This window comes from Shewanella frigidimarina NCIMB 400, assembly GCF_000014705.1.
GTDB classification, from domain to species: domain Bacteria; phylum Pseudomonadota; class Gammaproteobacteria; order Enterobacterales; family Shewanellaceae; genus Shewanella; species Shewanella frigidimarina.
Window position 1 is genome coordinate 3,080,323 of sequence record NC_008345.1, and the last position, 18,353, is coordinate 3,098,675.

The following is an 18,353-nucleotide window of genomic DNA, read 5'->3' on the forward strand; positions in this document are numbered from 1 at the left end:
AATGCTCACATTTATTCTCAAAATAAAACCATTAAGACAATTTATCGCCTAATAGAAACTCCAAGAGATGGTCGAGACGAATGTGTTCGAATTGCGGATTATTATCATGGATATGGCTCAAATTGGGCGGTAGGAAAGCACTAAAGCTAAACCCTTGTTGTTGCCAAAACTCTGCATCGGGTAATGATGTGGGCACATCTCCTGGATATACGGTGACTTGCTTACCATCAAGCCCAGTGCCTTTTACCACTTCTTGTTGAACACCCTCTATATTAACCATCCCGTGTTGAGTGGCCTTAATCGCACTTATCGCCATGGTTTCAACTTCACTGCCTTCAAAGTTGGCATAATGCTGGCTTTGTTGCAGCATTGCGGTTAACAAACTAAGCACATGGCTTTGCTGATCACGGGTCACTCTGTCTACTTGGCTGGCAGCAAAAAGCACTTTGTCTATCCGCGGTGAAAATAAACGTTTAATTAAGCTCGACTGGCCAAACTGAAAACTTTCCATAATGCTGTTTAATGCGCGCCCCATGTCATTAAACTGTGCCTGACCATGATTAAGTGCGTTTAAACAATCAACCAACACTAGTTGGCGATCAAATCGAGAAAAGTAGTCGCGGTAAAATGGCTTAACAACTTGTGATACGTACTGTTCATAACGGCGCTTAAGGACATGATAATTTGAATCGCTTGGACTTGCTGATAACTCTGAATGCTGAATTGGGCTTAAGGTAAGCAATGGGAAAAATGTCAATAACGGGGTATTTTCGTATTCGCCCGGTAACAACATACGCCCTGGTTGAGCGTGATAAAATCCCTGCTGTCTAACCAAGTCGACCAATAAAGTTTGGTACAAATCAGCAATGTACTTAAGTTGCTGCTCATCAGCTAATTGGCTTAACTCTAACGTCTCTACAGCTTGGGTAAATGCGCTAAATAAGGGAGAGTTACGTAAACATGTCACATTAACCTGTTGTGATAAACACCATTGAGTAAAATCTTGTTTAAGCATCGGTAAATCAAGTAACCACTCACCTGGATAATCAACAATATCTACGTACAAGGTTGCGGTATCAGTTAGCTTTGCTAACAAACCTTGCTGAGGCTGATACTTAATCGCTAAACGTAATTCGGTAATGTTTTTGGTTGAAGCAGGCCAATACGGAGGCGACGAACATAATGCATTCATTGCGCCTTGATAATCAAAACTGGCAATGTCTAAATCGGGTTGCATGGCGCGGTTGACAGCAATTAGTCGACCTTCGCGAGCCACTTGCCATAATGGTAAAGGATTGTGCTTGGCACCTTTGCCAGCATGCAATAACTGGTTTACTAAGCCACTAATAAAAGCGGTTTTACCTGCACCAGATAACCCTGTGACGGCTAATCTAACATGACGATCGGTACTGCGATTAACAATAGACTGAGCCGTTTGGCTGACTTTAAACAAGGAACGATCTAAAAATCTCATGATGGCTGATGGCTCCCCAAAAAACACGGGCGGATAACCGCCCATTAGAAGGATTAAAGACTATTGATTTGGCGTTTAAGATCAAAGTTGTCTGAGGTGACATGTTCTTCGAGTCGTCTTAAACGGAGTTCTAATCCGTTAAATTGACGATTAACATCAAACAACGCTTGCTTTGCAGGTTCACCTGCTTGCCAAATTTTCTTTTTAATTTCAATATCTTTGTGATGTTCTTTGTTGTCTAAGTTTTGTGGTTTGATGTCTAATATCATCCATAAGGCAATATAAACAACAAACACAATCCCTGTTCCACCGAGTAAGAATATCGACACAGCAATGACTCGCACTAGCCATGTTTCAAAGTTAAAGTAATCTGCTATACCTGAACACACCCCAGCCACTTTACCATTTTTTGGGTTGCGGTATAGAGTACGACCATTAGATGGGACCATGTTTCGCTCTCCATTCTGGTGATTCAGTATCTAGAATCGCTTCTAATGTTTCAATGCGACCGCTCATTTTTTCAGCTTTCGCAATGAGACCATTAAGCTGGTTAAATTCTTCCTCGGTGAGCCCCTGGCTCACTTGTCGCTTACTGCGATAATGAAGAACCAACCAGATAGGTGCCACAACAACCATAAAGATGATAATTGGTGCAATAAGAAGATCCATATCCATAACTCACCTCTGAATAAATTTACGCTTTAGATTTAGGTTGTGCTTTCGCACTCATTTTTGCTTTTAATGCTGCTAATTCATCATTCACAGAATCTTCTGCTTCTAATGCTGCAAACTCGTCAGCTAGAACGTTCTTTTTACCTAAATCATATGATTCTACTTGTGCTTCAAGTCCTTCAACTCGGCGCTCGTATTGTTCAAACTTCATCATTGCATCATCGATTTTGCTTGAATCAAGCTGCTTTTTGACTTCTAAACGTGAAGTGGCAGTTTGCTTACGCATTATGATGGTTTTTTGACGAGCACGAGCATCATTCAATTTTTCTTGAAGTTGAGCGATTTCATCTTTTAAACGAGCGACATGCTCTTCAACAACTTGCAGTTCCATTTCAAGTGTTTGCAATAAACCCACTGTTTTTTGCTTTTCACTCAACGCGGCTTTGGCTAAGTCTTCACGATCTTTGGATAACGCTAACTCAGCTTTATTCTGCCAATCTTGAACTTGCTCTTGAACACGAGCAATCCGACGAAGTAATTCTTTTTTCTCTGCCAATACTTTAGCGGAGGTTGAACGTACTTCAACAAGTGTGTCTTCCATTTCTTGAATGATAAGACGGACCATTTTTTCTGGATCTTCGGCTTTATCAAGTATTGCGCTGATATTAGAATTAACGATATCTGCGAAGCGAGAGAAAATTCCCATAATGTGTTCCTCAAAATTAACGTGGATGTCGCAGTTGGTATTACACATTACGTGCCAACATTTACAAATGCAACAACATCATAGGCTTAAACAAATATTTAACTTTTGCTTTCTTTTAACACTCAAGCCATTTATTATGATTTTCACCAATTATTAGTCTAATTCACTAACAATTTTGCGAGTAAGCTAACTGTGAGCAAACAATTCCAGCAAGACAATCTCATCGGCCAATCTAATGCACTACTTGAAGTATTAGAACATGTGTCTAAAGTCGCGCCATTATCTAAGCCGGTGCTCATTATTGGTGAGCGTGGTACGGGTAAAGAATTAATTGCCGAACGACTTCATTACTTATCCCCTCGTTGGGATCAAAGTTTTATTAAACTCAATTGTTCTTCATTAAGTGAAAACTTACTCGAAAGTGAACTCTTTGGCCATGAGTCAGGTGCATTTACGGGTGCAAAAGGACGACACGAAGGCCGTTTTGAGCGTGCCGATGGTGGAACACTGTTTTTAGATGAGTTAGCCAACACTTCCGGGTTGATCCAAGAAAAGCTATTACGTGTTATCGAATATGGTGAATTTGAACGAGTGGGTGGCAGTAAAACGGTTCAATCTGATGTTCGACTTATTTGTGCTGCTAATGAAGATTTACCTACTTTGGCTGATAATGGTGAATTTCGAGCTGATTTACTCGACCGTTTAGCCTTTGATGTGATCACCTTGCCACCATTAAGACATAGAACCGAAGACATTATGCCACTAGCTGAACATTTTGCGATTAGCATGGCAAGACAACTATCGCTGGAATATTTCAGTGGTTTTAGCCCGCTGGCAGTAGAACAATTAATGATGCACAGTTGGCCAGGAAATATCCGAGAATTAAAAAATGTCGTCGAGCGAAGTGTTTACCGCGAAGGGGCTGATGGCCAAGAAATTGATCATATTATTTTAGATCCTTTTGCATCACCCTATCGTCCTGTAAATCGTGTCAAAACCCGTGAGCGTCAATCAACTCCAATTGAACACGCTCCAGCATCTGTGACTGAATCGACTGAGTTAAATGTTAAAACGGAAACATCAGTCGTGCTTAACAGCATCGAATTCCCGATTGATTTTAAAGAATACACCGAAAACAGTGAAATAGAATTATTGCAACGAGCATTAGCTGAAGGCCAATATAATCAGAAAAAAACAGCCGATTTGTTAGGCTTAAGCTATCATCAGCTTCGAGGTATTTTGAAAAAGTACAACTTACTCGACAAGAGCTGAATCTAGCTAGGATATGCTCATTGCCCCAATGCAATGAACACTGTTAAAATACCCACTCAAAGTCGATAAAAAATGATCACTCTATGCCTGTTATAGTAAAACGCTGGTATCAGCAGATGTCTTTATGTCTCTCCAGTATCGTGCTGGCTGCATGCGGACAAGTGCAATTGCCTTCTGGCCTGGTGTATTGCAGCGAAGGTAACCCTGAAAGCTTTAACCCTCAACTTGTTACTTCAGGTACCACTATTGATGCCACTTCACATCAAATTTACAGTAGACTCGTTAATTACAGCCAAGAAAAAGCCGAGATCACACCTGGATTGGCCACATCATGGCAGGTGTCCGATGATGGTTTAAGCTATGTTTTTACTTTACGTGAACATGTGAGTTTTCATAAAACTCGCCATTTTACTCCCGCAAGAGACTTTAATGCCGATGATGTGTTGTTTTCATTTAATCGGATTATTGATCCATTACACCCATATCATCTAGTCAGCAGAACCGGTTATCCTTTTTTTCAAAGTATTGGTTTTGCTGATTTAATTGGCTACATTGAAAAAGTAAACGACTACCAGGTTATCTTTCATTTAACTCGAAAAGACGCTTCTTTTTTATCTAATTTGGCTACTGATTTTGCCGTTGTATTATCGGCAGAATATGGTTATCAACTGTTAGCCCAAGGCACTCCTGAAGATATCGATTACTACGCAGTAGGCACAGGACCTTTTCAGCTCAGCCAGTATGTGAAAAACGAATATATTCGCTTTAAAAAGAATCCTGTCTATTGGGGCCCTACGGTTGAAATTGATCAATTAGTATTTGATATCACCCCAAGAAGCACAGCACGAATTGCTAAATTAATTACCGGAGACTGCAGCGTGTCTGCATTACCCAAAGCTGGTGAGTTGGCAGTGCTTGACCAACATAAAGATATTATTATCGATGCTAAACCTGGACTAAACGTAGCATTTTGGGCATTTAACACTCAAAAACCGCCATTAGATGATGTTCGTGTAAGACGAGCACTTGCGCATGCTATTGATAAAAATAATATTCTAGACGTGGTATATAACGATACCGCTGTGGAGGCGACAGGTGTTTTACCTCCGGCATCTTGGGCTTACAGCAAAAACTTATCTCCAAATGAATATAACCCAGAAAAAGCCAAAGTATTACTGCACCAAGCAGGTGTATCTAACTTATCCATTAATGTGTGGGCCATGCCTGTTGCACGAATTTATAATCCGAGTGCATTGAAAACAGCGGAGCTCATTCAGGCCGATTTAGCCCGTATTGGCGTAAAACTGAATATCATTAGCTATGATTGGAGTGTATTCACCCAAAAGCTAGCCAGTTCGAATTATGATTCAGTGTTGATTGGTTGGAATGCGGATAATAGCGATCCAGATAACTTTTTTACTCCATTGTTAAGCTGCGCCGCATTAGCCTCTAACAATAATCGCTCTCGCTGGTGCAACAAAGACTTTGAACACCTGCTAACCCAAGCTCAGAGTGTATCGACTCAACCTGAACGCAAAGCATTTTATCAATCAGCAGAAGCTATTATTAGCGATCAAGTTCCGCTAGTAACAATCGCACATGCCAAAAAAGTGGTGTTGAAGAAAAGCAATATTACCGCCATGCAAATTAGGCCTTATGGCGGTATTTCCTTCGCCAAAACAACTCAAGCAATAGAGGGAACTGAATAAATGTGGCGTTATCTTTTTAGTCGCATAACCCTGTTTATGGCCACATCTCTAGTCATGGTGGCCGTACTCTTTATGGCGTCGGGACAGTTTCCTGTCAGTAAAGCGTATTCACTATCAGGGGTTCAATATCCAACGCTTGAACAACAACAGCAAATAGAGCAAGACTATCAACTGCATGATAACCAATTACTGCAGTTTACTGCCTACTTGCGCCAACGCTTATCGGGTAACTTTGGTATTTCCAGTAACTCGCAGCAAGAGGTTCTAGAAGAGCTTGAAGCAGTACTACCTGCGTCTTTTGAATTATCATTGTTTTCAGGTTTTATAGCTGTGTTTTTTGGTGTACCCATTGGCGTGCTAGCCGCATTAGGTAATAACAAAGCACTGCAACGCAGTATTTTAGCCATCACCTTAACAGGCTATTCTATTCCGGTATTTTGGCTCGGCTTGACCTTATCTATGTGGTTTGGGGTGAATCTTGGCTGGCTGCCCATTTCAGGTCAAATCAATTTACTTTATGAAATTGAACCTGTGACAGGTTTCATGCTGGTCGACACTTTATTATCCGATTCTAGTTATCGCATTCCGGCGTTTCATGATGCTTTATTACACTTAATATTACCGGCCGTCACCTTAGCAGTGCTTCCTTTTACATTGGTCGTAAGGATCACTCGGCAAGCCATTTTAAATGTGATGAATCAGACTTATATTCGTGCAGCTGAAGCTCGCGGTTTACACACGGCTAAAATACTACTTCGTCATGTACTGCCCAACGCCTTAATCCCGGTAATAAAAAGTATTGGTTTAATGCTGGGATCATTCGCCAGCTATGGCATTGTGGTTGAAGTGATATTTTCGTGGCCTGGGGTTGGCAGTTGGTTAGTATCAGGCATTTACCAGCGTGACTATACTGTTATTCAAGCGGGCATCTTAGCTGTGTCATTATTAATTATTTTCTTAAGCATATTGATTGATTTACTGCATACCGCAATCAACCCAATGAGCAGAAAGGAATTGTATGCCTCGAATTAAAATATACCAAGAAGACCATATAGCCTCGCCTATGTGGCGAATGTGGCAAACATTTTCTGCGAACCCATTTGCGGTGATCGGTCTATGGGCGGTGATTTTTTTATTAATATTAACTATTTTCGCCCCGTTTATAGCGCCTTATTCAGCAGAGATGCAAGACCAACAAGTATTACTTTTACCGCCATCATGGGATCCCGCAGGTACTGTAGAACACTTCCTTGGAACAGACGATCTAGGACGAGATATTTTTAGTCGTATCTTACACGGCGTACAATTAACCTTTGGCATGTCATTATTAATTGTTGCTGCATCGCTGATATTTGGCTTTGTTATTGGTTCTCTTTCAGGAATGATGCACGGCATAAAGTCGAGTGTGTTAAGCCACTTGCTCGATGCATTATTGTCTATCCCATCGTTATTAATGGCTATTCTGGTCGTCGCCGTTATGGGGCCTGGGCTTAATAATGTGTTTTGGGGCGTCGGGATTGCGATGGTTCCACAATTTGTTCGAGCTATCCATCTAGCGGTTCATGAAGAGCTGCAAAAAGAGTATGTTACAGCGGCAAAATTAGATGGTGCCAACTCGTTGCAAGTTTTTTGGTATGTCATTATGCCCAACGTATGGGATGTGGTGATTATTCAGGTCACTATGGCAATATCGGCAGCAATTCTCGATATTGCCGCACTCGGTTTTTTAAACCTTGGTGCTCAAGCACCGAGTCCAGAATGGGGCGCCATGGTCGCACAAGGGCTTGATAATTTACTGCTTGCGCCTTGGACCGTTACTATTCCAGGTGTCGCGATTTTGTTTACCGTATTATCGGTCAACTTGGTCGGCGATGGTTTACGTTCAGCCCTAGCACCGATAAGAAATTAACCTATGCCTTTACTCGATATTCGTAATCTCACCATTGAATTAGATACACCTGAGGGCACAGTAAAAGTGCTCGAAAAAGTCAGTTTGACTATCAATCCCGGTGAAATCCATGGACTTGTTGGCGAATCAGGTTCTGGGCGCAGTTTATTGGCCAAAGCGATTCTAGGGGTGCTAGGTCCTAATTGGCATATTATTGCTGACCGTATGATGTGGGACGGAAAAAACTTATTAGAAATGAGTTCCAAGCAACGACGCTGCCTGATGGGTAGTGAAATGGCGATGATTTTCCAAGACCCATCTGGCAGTTTAGACCCGGTAAAAACCATTGGCAGTCAATTGATTGAAGCGATGGTGCCCAACAAAAACATTCCTTTTTGGCGACGTGGAAAAGCAACTTATTTAAACGCGCAGAAATGGCTTCACAAGGTCGGTATAAAAAAACCAAAACAGCTGATGAAATGCTATCCATGGGAGTTGTCTGAGGGCGAATGTCAAAAAGTGATGATTGCGATGGCTGTGGCAAATCATCCTAAACTGCTGATTGCCGATGAGCCAACTAACTCAATGGAGCTCAACACCCAAGCGCAAATTTTCAGACTATTATCGCAACTCAATCAACTGCAAAACGTATCTATTTTATTGGTTAGCCATGAATTAGAAACCATGGTGCACTGGTGTGATAACTTAACGATTTTGTACAGTGGTCAGGTTATGGAATCAGGGCCTGTTAGCGAAATGGTAGCAATGCCGTATCACCCTTACACTCGCGCGTTATTAAAAAACCTACCCGATCATACTGAAAAAATGCGCCACAAAGCTAATTTACCCACACTGCAAGGCTCTTCGCCGTCGTTGCAGCATTTACCTGCCGGTTGTCGACTTGGCCCACGTTGCCCAGAAGCTCAACGCCAATGTGTAAAACAGCCTAATCTTGAACATATCAAAGACCGCTATTTTGCCTGCCATTTCCCTTACCAAAGTGAGCAAGAAGATGACGATGCCATTGCTTAAAGTAACCGATTTAAGTAAACAATACTTAACCGGTTATAAGCATTTTAAACCTCAATATTATCAGGCACTCTCTCCGGTTTCATTTGAACTCGGTCGCGGTGAAACCTTGGCTATTGTGGGCTCTGTGGGATCCGGTAAAAGTACCCTAGCCCGCATTTTAGTAGGTGCTGAACAACGAAGTGGTGGCGACATATTTTTTGAAGGTGAAGCCTTAGAAACGCGTAATTTAAAACAACGTTGTCGGTTAATCCGGATGATTTTCCAAGATCCTACAACTTCACTTAATCCACGTTTATCGATTGGTAACTTGCTTAAAGAGCCATTACGCTTTAATACTCAATTGAGTTCGACTGAACGAAAAACATTGGTGATTGAAACTCTAAGAAAAGTCGGTTTATTACCCGAACACGCTGAATTTTATCCGCACATGATTTCCGAAGGCCAAAAACAGCGTGTCGCTGTTGCACGTGCCTTGATGCTTAACCCTAAAATTATTATTGCAGATGAAGCACTAACAGCATTAGATTTATCTGTCCGGTCTCAGATTATTAATCTGCTATTAAAACTGCAAAAAGAGATGGGGTTATCGTATATTTTTGTATCACATAATCTGAATATTATCCGCCATGTTAGCGATAAAATTATGGTGTTGCAAAATGGTCATATGGTCGAGAAATCAACTACTGAGGCCTTATTTACTTCACCACAACATGAATACACCCAACGACTCATTCAAGAACAAAGTCAATTTATGCAAAAGCGCTAAACTGCTCCAACCACTGTGGTTTTGAGGGCGTTTTAGAAAAAATCAGTGCCATTTGGCCGTCGAACTATTTATCCTAGAGCCAATGTTAAAGGAAGAAGCTTAAATATGATTATTAAACCTAAAATTCGTGGCTTTATTTGTACCACTACTCATCCAGTAGGTTGTGAAGCCAACGTTAAAGAACAAATCGAACTCATTAAAGCCAAAGGCAAAATTGCTAATGGGCCTAAAAAAGTATTAGTGGTCGGTTCTTCAAGTGGCTATGGCCTTTCATCGCGTATCACCTCAGCATTTGGTAGCGACGCTGCCACTATTGGTGTATTTTTCGAAAAACCAAGCTCCGAAACCAAACCTGGTACAGCAGGTTGGTACAACACTGCGGCATTTGATAAGTTTGCTAAAGCAGAAGGCTTGTATTCAAAAAGCATTAATTGCGATGCATTCAGCCATCAAGCAAAGCAACAAGTTATTGAGCTTATCAAGCAAGATTTAGGTCAAATCGACATGGTGGTTTACTCACTGGCTTCTCCAGTACGTAAAATGCCCGACACCGGTGAAGTTATCCGTTCATCACTTAAACCAATTGGCCAAACGTACACTGCAACGGCTGTTGATACCAACAAAAATACCATTATCGACACTTCGGTAGAGCCCGCTACTGAGCAAGAAATTGCCGATACCGTTACGGTAATGGGTGGTCAAGATTGGGAATTATGGATGAGTGCGCTAAGTGAAGCTGGCGTATTAGCAGACAATTGCAAAACGGTTGCTTATAGCTATATTGGTACCGAATTGACTTGGCCTATTTATTGGCATGGCGCTTTAGGCAAAGCCAAAATGGATTTAGACCGTGCAGCTCATGCCCTTGACAGCAAATTATTCGCTACGGGTGGCTCAGCTAACGTTGCAGTGTTAAAAAGTGTTGTGACACAAGCGAGCTCAGCCATTCCAGTAATGCCTCTTTATATCGCCATGGTATTTAAGAAAATGCGTCAAGAAGGCTTGCATGAAGGCTGTATTGAACAAATATACCGCTTATTCAGTGAACGCCTATACCGTGTTGATGGCCAAGCACCAGCCGTTGATAGCGAAAATCGTTTACGCCTTGATGACTGGGAACTTCGCGAAGAAATCCAGCAGCATTGTCGTGATTTATGGCCACTAGTGACCACTGAAAACTTAAGCGAATTAACCGATTACAACGAATATAAAGAAGAGTTTTTAAAACTATTCGGTTTTGGTATTGATGGTATCGATTACGAAGCCGAAGTTGATCCTAATGTGACATTTGATGTTATTGAGCTATAAGCTCAGTTTCAACAGCTGTTAACGTAAAGCCATAATGCACTGCATTATGGCTTTTTTGTTACCCATAATTTTTAACTGGTGAACTCATTTCAATTTGGAATAACTAAAAAAAAGGACTAAGCAATTATGCTTAGTCCAAAAGTAACACAAGGAATAAAAGATGAATTGTGACTATTTATCTAGAGCATGCTTGGCTGCGTTATCTCCTGCAATTCGACCGAAGACCACGGTATCTGCTATTGCATTACCGCCCAAACGGTTGTAACCATGAACACCACCAGTCACTTCACCTGCGGCAAACAAACCGTCAATTGGCTTACTTTGAAGGTCAAGTACAGACGCTGTTGTGTTAATCGCGACACCACCCATAGTGTGATGAATACCAGGAGCAACTTTAACGGCATAGTAAGGACTTTGGGTCATGTTCAATGGCATATCAGCACGACCAAACGCAGTGTCTTTACCAGATGCTACATAACCATTGTAGTCAGAGACTGTTTTAGCTAAATCAGCGACTTTCATACCGGTGCTCTTCGCTAACTGTTCAACAGTATCGCCTTTGTAAAGCATTTCTAAATGGTCATAACCGCGTACCATTTTGGCTTTTTTGTATAACTGGTTATCAAAAATAATCCAAGCAAACTGGCCAGGTTGTTTTAAGATAGCATCAGATGCTTTGTCACGAGTTGTTAACTCGCTAATAAAGCGATTACCGTCTTTGTTTACCATCACAGCGCCCACACCACGGACGGTTTCTGAAATCAGAATACGGCTGTCTTTACCCACTGTTGGGTGAGCTTGAACCCAGTCGATATCGGTCATGCTGGCACCAATTTCTTTTGCCATCAATACACCATCACCAGTGGCGGTAATGTTGTTCGAACTGGTCATGTCTTTCATTGTTGGACGGTAATAAGCAATCATTTCTTTATTCATGCCATAACCACCCGTTGCTAGCACAACAGATTTAGCACCAATCATGTAATAGCCAGTATGTTTACCATGAACCACGGCGCCGACAACACTATGATCGTCATTAACCACTAACTTAACTACACGAGAGTTTAGTCGTGTATCAATACCCTGTTCTTTGGCCGCTTTGCGTAAAGTATCAATAATTTCTGGCCCAGAGCTTTTACCTCCATGTGGACGATGAGTACGGTCGACACGAGCACCACCTGAGCGTTTTAAGTCATCTAAGTTTGCACCTAAAGACTCTAACCATTGCACACCATCAGCAGACTGTTCAGCAAGAATAGTCACCAGTTTTATATCATTCTGTTGACGGCCGCCTTTCATGGCATCTTCGATAAACCATTCAACTTTATCTTCAACACCATGAGCTGTTTGCTGCTTAGTTCCAACAGCATTCATACCACCAGCTGAAATCATAGAATTACCACCACTGAACGGTGCTTTATCCACCAAAATAACATTAGCACCGGCTTTTTTAGCGGCTAATGATGCGTTAAAACCTGCACTACCCGCACCGACTACTAATACTTGCGTTGTTTCACTTGGGCCTGCAGCAATCGCTTTTTGAATTTTGTCTTGATCCCATCCGTCGTCCCAAGATTTTTTCTTCTTGGCATCAGAAAATGGCATCGGCTTGATATCAAATGAATGACACTCATTACAGTAAAATTTTGGTTCTTCATGGCCTTTATGGCAACTAGTACAGTTAATGTCACCTAAATGTGAATTGTGTGGGTCAAACTGTAATTTGTCATTAGCCAGTTCAGCGTACTCTCCGTGGCATGATTTACACTGAGCATTTTCATGAGTTTCGCTATCAGTAACCTTGATAGGTTTGGCGTGACAAGATTGACAACTGCCCATGTCAGCATGGAATGACCCCATATCGGGGGTTTTAGCCATTGCAGTACCAGAGGAAAGCACAACCAATGCCATCGCTGATACCAGATATTTTAGTTTCATTTGTTCATTCCTTTCTTATTTGAGTATTAACTTGCTTTTGTTAAGCGAAATATTACTCACAAAGAGATAGTGAAACTTAGATGCATATCAAACTTGTCTTTTGGTTAAGTTATTGTGAAGACCTGTTCAGACTTTCTTAAAACGCTCTAAATACTTGAGTGCTGTGACCCACGTTAATTTTCCCAATTCAGTTAGTCATTAACATTCATTTATGCTTTCACCCCAATACAGAAAGCAACTAATTTGAATAACATAAACTGATGAGAAGATATGAGCATGAACACAAATAAAAACCTAATTTCCATAGCATTATTGTCTACACTGTCAATTACATCACTAAATGCATTAGCTGATTCACCCACTGCTTATGGCCGTTTAGATATGACTCTAACTAATTCGGAACACGGTTTTACTACTCAAAATAGAAAAGAAGGTACCGTACTTGAAAACAACTTTAGTCACATAGGGGTTAAAGGAAGCGAAAAAATCAATGACAATTTCCAACTAATTTATAAGATGGAAGTACAAGTAAACGGTGCAACAAATGAGGGTGACGACAAGTTATTTAGCGCCAGAAACACCTATTTAGGAGTAGAATCTTCAGCGGGTACTATTTTAATAGGCCGTAATGACACAGTAATGAAGACTTCAAAAGGTTCAGTTGAAGCATTTGCACTCACAAACGCAGCCTATAATCGTATGATTGCAGGCCAGGACAGAAAAGCTGACGGTATAACTTACTACTCGTCAACCATTGCAGGCTTATTTACTGTTAATGGTACTTATTTAATGGATGACAACTATGAAGAAAGTGATGAAACACAATATGCATTAAGTGTTGTCGCAGGCGATAAAAATCTCAGTAAAAACCGCTATTACTTAGCGGGAGCCTACAATACCATCGGTGGTGTTGATGCCTATCGTGGTGTTGGACAAATCAAAATGGGTCAATTTAAAGTGGGTGGTCTTTATCAGCATTCTGAAAGCCAAAGTTATGACCGAAAAGAAGGTGATTCTTACTTTGTCACAGTTGCTTATGATTTAAATGGTGTAAATTTAAAAGTTGAATACGGTAGAGATGAAGCCGGTTTTGGCAAATACTTCAAATACAATTCAGCAGTAGCTTCATCTACCGATTACAAACAAGCCACTGATGTAGGCATTACTTCATTAGTGTTTGGTGCCGATTACCAGTTATCAAAATCAACCATGCTTCAGGCCCACTACGCTATGTATGACGGTGAATATCAAATAGCTAAATCTGGTACCGTAATCGACCTCGAAGACGATAACATTGCCACTGTAGGCGTACGATTTAACTTCTAAATCTACAGACTACAGGCTCGATAACATAATCCCAACCAAGCCAAGTTAGGTTGTATTAATACAACCTAACTTGGTTTCTCTATGTTAAAAACATTAATAAGCACATTGAGATATTTGTTCTTGTTAACGTTTTTAACATTTAAACATGTCCTTTTGTGCGGGCTTCCATTTGGCACGATATACTCTATAAAACAGCCATCATTGATCTGCTTATGCGAATAACCTTAAAGCAATTATCTATTTTTAAAGCAATTCATACCTGCGGCCAAATTTCAAAAGCTGCAATAGAACTACACATGTCGGTGCCAGCGGTGAGCATGGCCTTGCGTGATTTAGAGGACTCTCTGGGCAGCCGTCTTTTTGAACGAAGCAGCACAGGGTTAACCATTAATGATAATGGCGAAGTCATGTTGCCTTATGCCAATGAAATGTTATCTAAAGGCATGGAATTAGAACATGCTTTTGCTCAGGGTAGCCCTATTAGAGGCAGCATAAAAGTGGGTTGCAGTAAAACTGCTGGCAACTATGTTTTATCACGTAAAATTCCAATGTTTAAACAACAACACCCTTCTGTTGATATTAAACTGTTCATTAATAACAGCCTCAGCATTGAGAAAATGGTCGCTGAAAAAGAGCTCGACCTTGGATTTGTTGATGCTAAACCTGGACATAAAAATCTACTGCAAGAGCCTTGGTTACAAGACCGATTATGTATTATCACAGGCAAAAATAACCCACTCGTTACCGAAATAATTACACCAGAGTTATTATCTGAACAACTTTGGGTTATGGATGAAACGATTTCGGTATCGCGGATCCGTAATACTCAGTTACTTAAAAGCGCCAATATCAGTATTAAGCAAGAGTTATCCATGAACACTATGGGGGCAATAAAAAGAGCAATAGGTACAGGTGTCGGTATCAGCGTATTGCCCTTGTTAGCGGTAGAAGAAGAAGTCGCTAGAGGAGAGTTAATCGAGCTATCGTTAACAGACTGGGACTACTCGCGTCGTTACTGGGCAATATACCGAAGTGGTCATCCCCTAAGCTCGCTCGCGCGTGAGTTTTTAGAATTTAGCCGGCCGACAACATAGCTAAATGGAAACGATTAACTCGCTATAGGTCTTCAAGCATATGAGATCTTCAGTAATATTGATTTATGACATTAGGTACCACATGAGAATAATACATTGATAAATCAGGATCCTGTTATTTTAGGATTATTAGCACTTACCTTAGGGCTAATTTTCTATAGTAGCGAACTACCAGGCAGACCATGGAAAACCTTATACCGCTTTGTACCTGTAATGGTGATGTGCTACGTAGTGCCCTCTTTATTTAACACTTTTCATATTGTGGATATGGCAAATAGCCAACTCAGTTTTATTGCCTCTCGTTATATTATGCCAGCCTGTTTAACATTGCTGATTATCAGTGTTGATATTAAATCGATGTTATTGCTCGGTCCAAAAATAATCATATTATTCTTCATCGGTACTTTGGGGATTATTTTAGGTGCGCCACTGACGTTATATCTCTTTTCAATCATTTCCCCCGAGCAGCTTAGCTGGGATGGTAATGGCTCAACTTGGCGTGCCATGGTTACGTTAGCTGGCAATTGGGTTGGTGGTACTGCAAATCAATTTGCCATGAAAGAAATCTACGATGTTGAAGATAATATGTTTGCCATTATGATATCCGTTAATGTGGTGTTCTCAGCGCTTTGGATGGCATTTTTACTCATGTGTGCTCCCCATGCCGACAAAATAGATATCAAAATTGGAGCGGATGTAAAAGGTATCCGTTTGTTAGTCGATGGGATCCATTTACGTAATACAAAACCAGCATTACTACCGAATCTTAAAGGTTATGTATTTATTTTTGCTGTTGCTTTTGGTGTGACAGGCTTAGCCCATTGGGGGGCTGACGAGCTAGTCCCCTTTTTCGGCCAGCATTATCCAGAGTCTGGAAAATGGAGTTTTACCTCGCACTTTTTTTGGATAGTAATAATAGTAACCAGCACCAGCATTGGGTTGTCATACACAAAAATAAAACATTTGGAACAACTGGGTGCCTCTAAAATTTCTACGGTATTATTGTATTTCCTTATTGCCACCATGGGATTAAAAATGGACTTAACCATGATTAATGACTTTCCCATTTACTTTGCAATTGGGTTTGTTTGGTTAATGATACATGCACTATTGGTGATTATTGCAGGTGTACTCATGAAAGCTCCAGTGGCGTACATGGCCATAAGCAGCCAATGCTGTATTGGCGGAGCAGCATCATCTCCAGTTGTGGCTATGGCTTTTAATCGTCACTTAGCCCCCGTTGCGGTTATTTTTTCTGTTTTTGGGTATGCTTGGGCAAATTACATGGTGTGGATTTGCGCTGAAATGATGAAACACATAAGACCATAACTGCGAGACAACACAAGCGCTAAAAACCTTTATATTTCTGCAGATAAATACCACTACAGCTTTTTATCTCGATGATTAATTACCGATTACTGGCCATAATAAGCACATCCTAGCTTTCAGCTTGCCATTAGATTATCGGTAAATAAATTAATACTTGCTGGATGTTGAGTGGCGATCCAGATTGTTTCTCAACGGAGGTGCTTCGACCAATGTCGAGTCGTTCTAAAAATAACGGGTAATTGCGTAGAGTAACATCATTTGCATTAACCCAATCGCGATACAGGTAGTCTATTGCCGCTGTAAGACCTATATCATCACCACTGTATTTAATCATCGCACATCGTCCCTGAGGGATTGATTTGAGCATAATCTGACTCGACTCAGATACTAAAGCTTGTGTCTCGGCATTTAATGATACTCCTATATCAATCCGATATTGAGTTTTAGCAGATAACTCCGGGCTTGAGTAAAGCAGATTAAAGGTTCTGCAATTTGTAGGAGATAAAGCAAATTGTCGACGCCATTCAATAAATCGCGCAATGGTTTGAGGTAATAAAGCTGGATCACCATGATGTTCCATCACCGCTAATGACTGCGCATCAAACGATACAATATCAACAGAATAAGATTGCTCACTTTGCTGACTAACATCGGCTTGAAAGGATTTAAGCGGTTGTTGCTTCGCAAAGAAATTGCCCCAATCAGGTGCTTGCTGAAACGATTCAGGGCTTTGACCTATACTGCGAGTAAACGATTCGATAAAGTGTTGCTCGTTACGATACGCCAATTTAGCCGCTATTGTGGCCAGAGAAACTTGCTTGCCAAAACCTAATAAGTGGGCAGCTTCTAGACTTTTGAGCAATTCAACATAAGCGTCAATAGACATATGGTACAGCGCTGTAAACAATAGGTCGAAATGACATCGTGGGATGTGGGCAATCTCGGCCAACACTTGTAGGTCAAAAGGTTCATTTAAGTGTTGATCTAAATAGGCTAATGCACGCTCAAATGCCTGATCAAGTCTGTGGCTCATGCCCTCTCCTTTTGGATTAAATTGTTACGATTGATTATTTATTATAACTAAACCAATGTAAATTAACGATTTGTATACATGCAATAAAACACACTTTTTGTGCTAACAATGTGGCAATATACACTAGTCGACTAATTGAATATCCAAACCTTCTAGTAAACTTAAGGCTTCGAACCGACTGAATTTGGCTTGCTTAACGTTATTAGCAGTAATATCGATTTGATAATTCAACGCATCAGTAAAATTCGCCTTAGTTAAATTTGTATGACTAAATTGGCTTAAATTAAAGTCGGTCAAACGCAAATCTGCTTTGCTTAAATTAGTTTCTCTAAAGTCGACATCATGGGCGCGGCAACCAACAAGTGAAAGCTCGGGTAAATGCAGAGCATAAAAATTACTGCCATCGAGCAAACTTCTTTCAAACTTAATCGTGGTTTGAGTCATAAACTGTGGCCACTGAGCTTTAGTCCAATCAATACCTATGGCTTTACAGTCGCTAAAAGTAACGTCATCAAACTCTGTAGCAACCACTGACATTACACTTAAATTACATTGGCTAAAAACACACTCAATAAAATGGCAATGATAGAAATCACTTTGACTAAAATCACATTGGTTAAAATGGCAGCGCTCAAAAGTAATATGTTTGAACTGTAATGCCACGACTTTGATCGAATCGAATAAGTCATCGCCGTAGTGTGATAACACAAACAATTCACTAGTTGTCTTATGACTCATAACTTATATTCCTTTATAAACAAAAAGACCTAGACGTGAGCCTAGGTCTTTTTTGTATTTCATCTACT

17 protein-coding genes are annotated in these 18,353 nt (G+C 40.7%); 10 read left to right on the top strand and 7 right to left on the bottom strand.

Annotation, left to right across the window (positions count from 1 at the left end; translation table 11 throughout):
* Positions 1-31: 31 nt before the first annotated feature.
* The 4 genes from SFRI_RS13205 to pspA are packed head-to-tail and all read right to left on the bottom strand — an operon-like array spanning position 32 to position 2,852.
* On the bottom strand, positions 32-1,474 hold the full coding sequence (locus tag SFRI_RS13205; protein WP_011638025.1) for a YcjX family GTP-binding protein: 1,443 nt from the start codon (positions 1,472-1,474) through the stop codon (positions 32-34).
* A 53-nt stretch (positions 1,475-1,527) separates the two neighbouring features.
* Positions 1,528-1,923 carry an envelope stress response membrane protein PspC gene (gene pspC / locus SFRI_RS13210; protein WP_011638026.1) on the bottom strand — a complete coding sequence of 132 codons (396 nt, stop codon included), beginning with the start codon at positions 1,921-1,923 and terminating at the stop codon, positions 1,528-1,530.
* On the bottom strand, positions 1,910-2,149 hold the full coding sequence (pspB, locus tag SFRI_RS13215; protein ID WP_086019761.1) for an envelope stress response membrane protein PspB: 240 nt from the start codon (positions 2,147-2,149) through the stop codon (positions 1,910-1,912). Before pspB ends, pspC begins: the two co-directional genes overlap by 14 nt.
* Before the next feature lie 19 nt (positions 2,150-2,168).
* Complete coding sequence (gene pspA / locus SFRI_RS13220) at positions 2,169-2,852, bottom strand: phage shock protein PspA (protein ID WP_011638028.1); 684 nt, start codon at positions 2,850-2,852, stop codon at positions 2,169-2,171.
* 192 nt (positions 2,853-3,044) lie between these two features.
* Here pspA and pspF point away from each other — a divergent pair, with 192 nt between their 5' ends.
* The 7 genes from pspF to fabV all read left to right on the top strand — a co-directional run bounded on the left by pspF (position 3,045) and on the right by fabV (position 10,827).
* Positions 3,045-4,124, top strand: a complete 1,080-nt coding sequence (pspF, locus tag SFRI_RS13225; RefSeq protein WP_011638029.1) for a phage shock protein operon transcriptional activator — start codon at positions 3,045-3,047, stop codon at positions 4,122-4,124.
* Positions 4,125-4,207: 83 nt separating this feature from the next.
* Positions 4,208-5,833 carry an ABC transporter substrate-binding protein gene (locus SFRI_RS13230; protein WP_011638030.1) on the top strand — a complete coding sequence of 542 codons (1,626 nt, stop codon included), beginning with the start codon at positions 4,208-4,210 and terminating at the stop codon, positions 5,831-5,833.
* Positions 5,834-6,865, top strand: coding sequence for an ABC transporter permease subunit (locus tag SFRI_RS13235; RefSeq protein WP_011638031.1), 1,032 nt, complete (start codon positions 5,834-5,836; stop codon positions 6,863-6,865).
* On the top strand, positions 6,852-7,742 hold the full coding sequence (locus SFRI_RS13240) for an ABC transporter permease subunit (protein ID WP_011638032.1): 891 nt from the start codon (positions 6,852-6,854) through the stop codon (positions 7,740-7,742). Before SFRI_RS13235 ends, SFRI_RS13240 begins: the two co-directional genes overlap by 14 nt.
* 3 nt (positions 7,743-7,745) lie before the next feature.
* Positions 7,746-8,753 carry an oligopeptide/dipeptide ABC transporter ATP-binding protein gene (locus SFRI_RS13245; protein ID WP_011638033.1) on the top strand — a complete coding sequence of 336 codons (1,008 nt, stop codon included), beginning with the start codon at positions 7,746-7,748 and terminating at the stop codon, positions 8,751-8,753.
* Positions 8,734-9,519: a peptide ABC transporter ATP-binding protein gene (locus SFRI_RS13250; RefSeq protein ID WP_011638034.1), complete on the top strand. Its 786-nt coding sequence runs from the start codon at positions 8,734-8,736 to the stop codon at positions 9,517-9,519. Before SFRI_RS13245 ends, SFRI_RS13250 begins: the two co-directional genes overlap by 20 nt.
* Before the next feature lie 105 nt (positions 9,520-9,624).
* Positions 9,625-10,827: an enoyl-ACP reductase FabV gene (gene fabV / locus SFRI_RS13255; protein WP_011638035.1), complete on the top strand. Its 1,203-nt coding sequence runs from the start codon at positions 9,625-9,627 to the stop codon at positions 10,825-10,827.
* 171 nt (positions 10,828-10,998) lie between these two features.
* Here fabV and SFRI_RS13260 read toward each other — a convergent pair whose 3' ends face one another.
* Entirely contained in the window at positions 10,999-12,765 is a 1,767-nt protein-coding gene (locus SFRI_RS13260; RefSeq protein ID WP_011638036.1) for a flavocytochrome c, read from the bottom strand.
* Positions 12,766-13,035: 270 nt separating this feature from the next.
* Between SFRI_RS13260 and SFRI_RS13265 the strand changes: the two genes are divergently transcribed.
* The 3 genes from SFRI_RS13265 (at position 13,036) to SFRI_RS13275 (ending at position 16,514) form a co-directional block, all read left to right on the top strand.
* Positions 13,036-14,091: a porin gene (locus SFRI_RS13265; protein WP_011638037.1), complete on the top strand. Its 1,056-nt coding sequence runs from the start codon at positions 13,036-13,038 to the stop codon at positions 14,089-14,091.
* A 212-nt stretch (positions 14,092-14,303) separates the two neighbouring features.
* On the top strand, positions 14,304-15,185 hold the full coding sequence (locus SFRI_RS13270; RefSeq protein ID WP_011638038.1) for a LysR family transcriptional regulator: 882 nt from the start codon (positions 14,304-14,306) through the stop codon (positions 15,183-15,185).
* Positions 15,186-15,281: 96 nt separating this feature from the next.
* Positions 15,282-16,514, top strand: a complete 1,233-nt coding sequence (locus SFRI_RS13275) for a DUF819 family protein (RefSeq protein WP_011638039.1) — start codon at positions 15,282-15,284, stop codon at positions 16,512-16,514.
* A gap of 127 nt (positions 16,515-16,641) precedes the next feature.
* On the opposite strand, the gene SFRI_RS13280 is transcribed toward SFRI_RS13275, so the two are convergent.
* On the bottom strand, positions 16,642-17,547 hold the full coding sequence (locus tag SFRI_RS13280; RefSeq protein ID WP_011638040.1) for an AraC family transcriptional regulator: 906 nt from the start codon (positions 17,545-17,547) through the stop codon (positions 16,642-16,644).
* 123 nt (positions 17,548-17,670) lie between these two features.
* Positions 17,671-18,285: a pentapeptide repeat-containing protein gene (locus tag SFRI_RS13285; RefSeq protein ID WP_011638041.1), complete on the bottom strand. Its 615-nt coding sequence runs from the start codon at positions 18,283-18,285 to the stop codon at positions 17,671-17,673.
* Positions 18,286-18,353: the final 68 nt, after the last annotated feature.

Excerpts from the sequence above, each read along its gene's own strand:
- SFRI_RS13250 (WP_011638034.1), top strand. The coding sequence starts at position 8,734 with ATGACGATGCCATTGCTTAAAGTAACCGATTTAAGTAAACAATACTTA.
- SFRI_RS13205 (WP_011638025.1), bottom strand. The coding sequence starts at position 1,474 with ATGAGATTTTTAGATCGTTCCTTGTTTAAAGTCAGCCAAACGGCTCAG.
- SFRI_RS13230 (WP_011638030.1), top strand. The coding sequence starts at position 4,208 with ATGCCTGTTATAGTAAAACGCTGGTATCAGCAGATGTCTTTATGTCTC.
- SFRI_RS13285 (WP_011638041.1), bottom strand. The coding sequence starts at position 18,285 with ATGAGTCATAAGACAACTAGTGAATTGTTTGTGTTATCACACTACGGC.
- pspA (WP_011638028.1), bottom strand. The coding sequence starts at position 2,852 with ATGGGAATTTTCTCTCGCTTCGCAGATATCGTTAATTCTAATATCAGC.
- fabV (WP_011638035.1), top strand. The coding sequence starts at position 9,625 with ATGATTATTAAACCTAAAATTCGTGGCTTTATTTGTACCACTACTCAT.
- SFRI_RS13280 (WP_011638040.1), bottom strand. The coding sequence starts at position 17,547 with ATGAGCCACAGACTTGATCAGGCATTTGAGCGTGCATTAGCCTATTTA.
- SFRI_RS13240 (WP_011638032.1), top strand. The coding sequence starts at position 6,852 with ATGCCTCGAATTAAAATATACCAAGAAGACCATATAGCCTCGCCTATG.
- SFRI_RS13270 (WP_011638038.1), top strand. The coding sequence starts at position 14,304 with ATGCGAATAACCTTAAAGCAATTATCTATTTTTAAAGCAATTCATACC.
- SFRI_RS13260 (WP_011638036.1), bottom strand. The coding sequence starts at position 12,765 with ATGAAACTAAAATATCTGGTATCAGCGATGGCATTGGTTGTGCTTTCC.
- SFRI_RS13265 (WP_011638037.1), top strand. The coding sequence starts at position 13,036 with ATGAGCATGAACACAAATAAAAACCTAATTTCCATAGCATTATTGTCT.
- pspB (WP_086019761.1), bottom strand. The coding sequence starts at position 2,149 with ATGGATATGGATCTTCTTATTGCACCAATTATCATCTTTATGGTTGTT.
- pspC (WP_011638026.1), bottom strand. The coding sequence starts at position 1,923 with ATGGTCCCATCTAATGGTCGTACTCTATACCGCAACCCAAAAAATGGT.
- SFRI_RS13235 (WP_011638031.1), top strand. The coding sequence starts at position 5,834 with ATGTGGCGTTATCTTTTTAGTCGCATAACCCTGTTTATGGCCACATCT.
- SFRI_RS13245 (WP_011638033.1), top strand. The coding sequence starts at position 7,746 with ATGCCTTTACTCGATATTCGTAATCTCACCATTGAATTAGATACACCT.